Consider the following 6,043-nt stretch of genomic DNA (forward strand, 5'->3'; position numbering starts at 1 on the left):
ATCATTGAAGCATGAGTCCCCTGTTTTTAGGTCATGTTCTTATTCAGTCTTCGCCACCAGCAAGGAGAGATCGAGCTTCGCCAGTGCGCGGTTGGCGCTCTCCGGCAGGCCATCGTCAGTAATGATCTGATCAAACTCGCTTAACGGTAATGCCAGCCAGGTCGCCACCTGACCATATTTTGTTGCATCGCAGACTAACACTCTCTGGCGGCTGGCGCTGGCAATCGCCCGTTTCACCGTGACTTTATCTTCTGCTGGTGTAGAAATCCCCCGAACACTCCATGACGATGCAGAAATAAAGGCCATATCAATCATAAGGCTACGTAGCATAGTAGCGGCAGCCTCTCCCACGCAGGAACGGTTTTCCCGACAAACCGCGCCACCGGTGTGAATAATTGTGCAATTGCTATTGTCGAGTAAATAATCCGCAATAACGAAATCGTTGGTGACCACAGTGAGTGGTTCCATGTGAATCAGATGCTGCGCAATCGCCAATGTGGTCGTTCCCGCATCCAGATAGATACAACTTCCCGGCTGGACAAGACTTACCGCAAGCTTGCCGATAGCCGCTTTTTGCGCCATTGCTAACGCGGTTTTTGCCTGATGAGAAGGTTCATGTGCTACACGGCCCGGAGACTGGACGCCTCCAGACACCAGGACAACGGCTCCCTGTTGCTCAAGCTTTTGTAAATCGCGACGAATGGTCATATGCGACACATTCATTCTGTCCGTCAGTTCAGCAATACTGACAATGCCTTTTTCAGCAACCATCTCAAGGATGATTTGTCGACGCTCTACGGGTATCAACTTCTGCTCCTTCCTTTGTCCTGCGGCCATTCTACGCTATTTGTTCGCGAAACGTGCGCAGAGCGACTATCACTTACGTCACATAAAATAACACACACTGTTAATTTTTGTGAAACAGCTCACCATATCATTATCTCATGGCGCTTATATTCACAACATAAAACAAAATATCACTTAAATTAACAAGGAGAGAAAATGAAAACGGGATCTGAGTACCATGTCGGCATCGTCGGTTTAGGGTCAATGGGGATGGGGGCGGCACTGTCGTGTATCCACGCGGGCCTTTCCATCTGGGGGGCAGATCTGAACAGCAATGCCTGTACCACGCTGAAAGAAGCTGGCGCCTGCGGAGTTTCTGATAATGCAGCGACATTTGCCGAAAAACTCGATGCTCTGCTGGTACTGGTGGTAAATGCAGCCCAGGTTAAACAGGTGCTGTTTGGTGATAAGGGCGTTGCGCGGCATCTGAAACCAGGCACCGCGGTGATGGTTTCTTCCACCATTGCCAGTGCCGATGCTCAAGAAATAGCCACTGCGCTGGCTGGGTTCGATCTGGAAATGCTGGATGCGCCGGTTTCCGGGGGTGCGGTAAAAGCGGCTAACGGTGAAATGACCGTCATGGCATCCGGTAGCGATCTCGCCTTTGAACGCCTGGCTCCCGTACTTGAAGCTGTTGCCGGAAAAGTGTATCGCATCGGCGCAGAACCGGGTCTGGGTGCGACAGTAAAAATCATCCACCAGTTGTTAGCGGGCGTGCATATTGCTGCCGGAGCGGAAGCGATGGCGCTTGCTGCCCGCGCGGGAATCCCACTGGATGTAATGTATGACGTCGTGACCAATGCCGCCGGAAATTCGTGGATGTTTGAAAATCGAATGCGCCATGTGGTGGATGGAGATTACACGCCGCATTCTGCCGTCGATATTTTTGTTAAGGATCTCGGTCTAGTTGCCGATACCGCAAAAGCCCTGCACTTCCCGCTGCCATTGGCCTCAACAGCATTGAATATGTTCACCAGTGCCAGTAACGCGGGTTACGGGAAAGAAGACGATAGCGCAGTCATCAAGATTTTCTCTGGCATCACTCTACCGGGAGCAAAATCATGATCAAGATTGGCGTAATCGCCGATGATTTTACCGGCGCGACGGATATCGCTAGTTTTCTGGTAGAAAACGGTCTGCCAACGGTGCAAATCAACGGTGTTCCAACAGATGTAATGCCGGAAGGTATCGAAGCCATTGTTATCAGTCTGAAAACGCGCTCCTGTCCGGTAACAGAAGCCATACACCAATCGCTGGAAGCCCTGCGCTGGTTACAACAGCAAGGTTGCAAACAGATTTATTTCAAATACTGTTCCACGTTCGACAGTACGGCGAAAGGTAATATCGGCCCGGTTACCGATGCGTTGATGGATGCTCTCGACACGCCGTTTACGGTCTTCTCTCCGGCACTACCGGTCAACGGACGCACGGTTTATCAGGGATATTTGTTCGTGATGAATCAACTGCTGGCCGAATCCGGGATGCGTCATCATCCGGTAAATCCCATGACCGACAGTTACCTTCCCCGCCTGGTTGAAGCGCAATCCACAGGACGCTGCGGCGTCGTTTCAGCGCATATTTTCGAAAAAGGAGTGGAAGCCGTTCGTCAGGAACTGGCTCGTTTACAGCAAGAAGGCTATCGCTACGCGGTGCTGGATGCGCTGACCGAACGCCATCTGGAAATTCAGGGAGAAGCCTTGCGCGATGCCCTACTGGTAACGGGGGGTTCCGGCCTGGCGATTGGTCTGGCCCGACAGTGGTCACAAGCTAACGATAACCACGCGCGCGAAGCTGGGCGTCCGCTTGCAGGGCGTGGCGTGGTGCTCTCTGGTTCATGCTCGCAAATGACTAACTGCCAGGTAGCGCATTACCGCCAGATAGCACCAGTACGTGAGGTTGATGTTGCCCGTTGTCTCTCTACAGAAACACTCGCCACTTACGCTCGCGAACTGGCGGAGTGGGTTCTGGGTCAGGAAAGCGAACTTGCACCACTGGTTTTTGCCACTGCCAGCACTGACTCGCTGGCTGCTATTCAGCAGAAATACGGCGCACAAAAAGCCAGCCATGCGGTAGAAGCGCTATTTTCTCAACTGGCGGCACAACTGGCTGCTGAAGGTGTCACCCGCTTTATCGTGGCGGGAGGTGAAACCTCCGGCGTGGTAACACAAAGTCTGGCAATTAAAGGTTTTCATATTGGCCCGACAATTTCCCCTGGCGTGCCGTGGGTCAATGCGCTCGATAAACCCATTTCACTCGCTCTTAAATCCGGCAACTTCGGCGATGAAGCCTTTTTTTCACGTGCTCAAAGAGAGTTTCAATCATGAACGATTTCGCAAAAGCAGAGCAGTCTTTGCGAGAAGAGATGACGCGGATTGCCAGTTCATTTTTTCAACGCGGTTACGCCACCGGTTCAGCCGGAAACCTGTCGCTGCTTTTACCTGACGGTAATTTGCTGGCGACGCCGACAGGGTCGTGTCTGGGCAATCTCAAGCCGCAGCGACTTTCCAAAGTAACTGCCGATGGCGAATGGTTAAGCGGCGATAAACCGTCAAAAGAAGTGCTCTTTCATCTGGCGCTGTATCGCAATAATCCACGCTGTAAAGCGGTAGTGCATTTGCACAGCACCTGGTCGACCGCGCTCTCCTGCCTGCAAGGGCTGGACAGCAGCAATGTTATTCGCCCGTTCACACCGTATGTGGTGATGCGGATGGGAAGCGTCCCACTAGTGCCTTATTACCGTCCTGGCGATAAACGCATCGCCAGGGATCTGGCAGAACTGGCGGCAGACCATCAGGCCTTTTTACTGGCAAATCATGGTCCAGTGGTCTGTGGAGAAAGCCTACAAGAAGCCGCTAACAATATGGAAGAACTGGAGGAAACGGCAAAGCTGATCTTTATTCTCGGCGACCGCCCGATCCGCTATCTGACCGCAGATGAAATTGCGGAATTAAGGAGTTAATGCGATGCCTCGTTTTGCAGCTAATTTATCGATGATGTTCACCGAAGTGCCGTTTATTGAACGCTTCGCCGCAGCGCGAAAAGCCGGGTTTGATGCCGTGGAGTTTCTGTTTCCCTATGACTACTCCCCCCAGCAAATCCAGCAGCTACTGGCGCAAAATCATCTGACGCTGGCGCTGTTCAATACCGCTCCCGGGGATGTTAATGCGGGTGAATGGGGATTATCCGCCCTTCCCGAACGTGAGCAGGAAGCGCGCGCGGACATCGACCTGGCACTGGAATATGCGCTGGCGCTCAATTGTGAGCAATTACATGTGATGGCGGGCGTAGTGCCCACAGGCGAAGATGCTGAACGTTATCGGGCGGTTTTTATCGATAATCTCCGCTACGCCGCTGACCGTTTTGCGCCGCATGGCAAGCGGATTTTGGTTGAAGCACTCAGCCCCGGCGTTAAACCGCATTATCTCTTCTCCAGCCAGTATCAGGCACTGGCGATTGTTGAAGACGTTGCGCGCGATAATGTGTTTATTCAACTGGATACTTTTCATGCGCAAAAAGTGGATGGCGACCTGACGCATTTAATCCGCGACTACGCCGGGAAATATGCCCACGTACAAATTGCCGGACTGCCTGACCGACATGAACCGGACGATGGCGAGATTAACTATCCGTGGCTGTTCCGCCTGTTCGATGAGGTGGGATATCAGGGCTGGATCGGTTGTGAATACAAGCCCCGGGGCCTCACCGAAGAAGGTCTTGGCTGGTTTGACGCCTGGCGCTAATTCACTAAATCCATAATTACAACGTACCCATAAATCCCCCCATCTACGGATGGGGTAGGTTAACTATAACTTTCAGACAGGGTTTCCCATGTCCACAATTACATTATTATGTATTGCGTTAACTGGCGTAATCATGCTGTTGCTACTGGTCATCAAAGCAAAAGTACAACCATTCGTCGCACTGCTTCTCGTCAGTTTATTGGTCGCCATTGCAGCAGGTATCCCGGCAGGGGAAGTAGGTAAAGTGATGATTGCCGGAATGGGCGGCGTACTTGGCTCCGTCACCATTATTATCGGCCTTGGTGCTATGCTGGGACGAATGATCGAGCACTCTGGCGGCGCAGAATCACTGGCTAATTATTTCAGCCGTAAGTTAGGAGATAAACGAACCATCGCCGCACTGACGCTGGCAGCGTTCTTTCTCGGTATCCCCGTCTTCTTTGATGTCGGCTTTATTATTCTCGCGCCGATTATTTACGGTTTCGCTAAAGTCGCCAAAATCTCACCGCTTAAATTCGGCCTGCCTGTCGCCGGGATCATGCTGACCGTACACGTGGCGGTGCCGCCACACCCCGGTCCGGTTGCGGCGGCAGGATTGCTCCATGCAGACATTGGTTGGCTGACAATTATCGGTATCGCTATTGCTATTCCGGTCGGTATTGTTGGTTACTTTGCAGCGAAAATAATCAATAAACGCCAGTATGCGATGTCGGTTGAAGTTCTGGAACAGATGCAGCTTGCTCCGGCCAGTGATGAAATCACAACAAAATTAAGCGACAAAATAAATCCGCCGGGCGTGACGCTGGTCACCTCGCTCATTATCATTCCCATCGCGATTATTATGGCGGGTACGGTTTCCGCAACGCTGATGCCGGCTTCGCATCCTCTGCTCGGCACGCTGCAATTAATCGGCTCACCGATGGTGGCATTGATGATTGCGTTAGTACTGGCGTTCTGGTTATTGGCCTTACGTCGCGGCTGGAGCCTGCAACATACCAGCGACATTATGGGTTCTGCTCTTCCCACTGCGGCGGTCGTGATTCTGGTTACTGGAGCAGGTGGGGTATTTGGCAAAGTGCTGGTGGAGTCAGGCGTCGGTAAAGCTCTTGCCAACATGTTACAAATGATTGACCTGCCTCTGTTGCCTGCGGCATTCATTATTTCACTGGCGCTGCGTGCATCTCAGGGGTCGGCAACTGTAGCAATCCTGACAACCGGCGGATTACTCTCGGAAGCCGTGATGGGGTTGAATCCAATTCAATGCGTACTGGTAACGCTGGCGGCCTGCTTTGGTGGACTTGGCGCATCGCATATCAACGATTCTGGTTTCTGGATCGTGACCAAATATCTCGGGTTGTCGGTGGCGGATGGTCTGAAAACCTGGACCGTGTTAACGACCATCCTCGGCTTTACCGGATTTTTAATCACCTGGTGCATCTGGGCGGTAATTTAACCTT

The 6,043-nt window shown here is 52.2% G+C and carries 6 protein-coding genes; 5 read left to right on the top strand and 1 reads right to left on the bottom strand.

What is annotated here, in order from left to right:
• Nucleotides 1–39: 39 nt before the first annotated feature.
• Nucleotides 40–807, bottom strand: a complete 768-nt coding sequence (ygbI, locus tag EA14781_RS21500) for a DNA-binding transcriptional repressor YgbI (protein WP_002461462.1) — start codon at nt 805–807, stop codon at nt 40–42.
• Between the two features lie 195 nt (nt 808–1,002).
• Between ygbI and ltnD the strand changes: the two genes are divergently transcribed.
• From ltnD to EA14781_RS21525, 5 genes are all read left to right on the top strand, one after another.
• Nucleotides 1,003–1,911 carry an L-threonate dehydrogenase gene (gene ltnD, locus EA14781_RS21505; RefSeq protein WP_000848006.1) on the top strand — a complete coding sequence of 303 codons (909 nt, stop codon included), beginning with the start codon at nt 1,003–1,005 and terminating at the stop codon, nt 1,909–1,911.
• Entirely contained in the window at nt 1,908–3,170 is a 1,263-nt protein-coding gene (otnK, locus tag EA14781_RS21510) for a 3-oxo-tetronate kinase (RefSeq protein ID WP_000590375.1), read from the top strand. The genes ltnD and otnK overlap by 4 nt, the downstream gene beginning before the upstream one ends.
• Complete coding sequence (otnC, locus tag EA14781_RS21515) at nt 3,167–3,805, top strand: 3-oxo-tetronate 4-phosphate decarboxylase (RefSeq protein WP_000997546.1); 639 nt, start codon at nt 3,167–3,169, stop codon at nt 3,803–3,805. The genes otnK and otnC overlap by 4 nt, the downstream gene beginning before the upstream one ends.
• A gap of 4 nt (nt 3,806–3,809) precedes the next feature.
• Complete coding sequence (locus EA14781_RS21520) at nt 3,810–4,586, top strand: HPr family phosphocarrier protein (protein WP_001136909.1); 777 nt, start codon at nt 3,810–3,812, stop codon at nt 4,584–4,586.
• A gap of 88 nt (nt 4,587–4,674) precedes the next feature.
• A complete protein-coding gene (locus EA14781_RS21525; protein WP_000104451.1) occupies nt 4,675–6,039 on the top strand; it encodes a GntP family transporter in 1,365 nt (454 codons plus the stop codon).
• Nucleotides 6,040–6,043: the final 4 nt, after the last annotated feature.

Origin of the sequence: Escherichia albertii NBRC 107761 = DSM 17582 (genome assembly GCF_000759775.1) — a bacterium.
In the GTDB taxonomy this organism is placed as follows: domain Bacteria; phylum Pseudomonadota; class Gammaproteobacteria; order Enterobacterales; family Enterobacteriaceae; genus Escherichia; species Escherichia albertii.

Bases quoted from the DNA above. Each gene is read 5' to 3' on its own strand.
- ltnD (WP_000848006.1), top strand. From the start codon at position 1,003: ATGAAAACGGGATCTGAGTACCATGTCGGCATCGTCGGTTTAGGGTCA.
- otnC (WP_000997546.1), top strand. From the start codon at position 3,167: ATGAACGATTTCGCAAAAGCAGAGCAGTCTTTGCGAGAAGAGATGACG.
- EA14781_RS21520 (WP_001136909.1), top strand. From the start codon at position 3,810: ATGCCTCGTTTTGCAGCTAATTTATCGATGATGTTCACCGAAGTGCCG.
- EA14781_RS21525 (WP_000104451.1), top strand. From the start codon at position 4,675: ATGTCCACAATTACATTATTATGTATTGCGTTAACTGGCGTAATCATG.
- otnK (WP_000590375.1), top strand. From the start codon at position 1,908: ATGATCAAGATTGGCGTAATCGCCGATGATTTTACCGGCGCGACGGAT.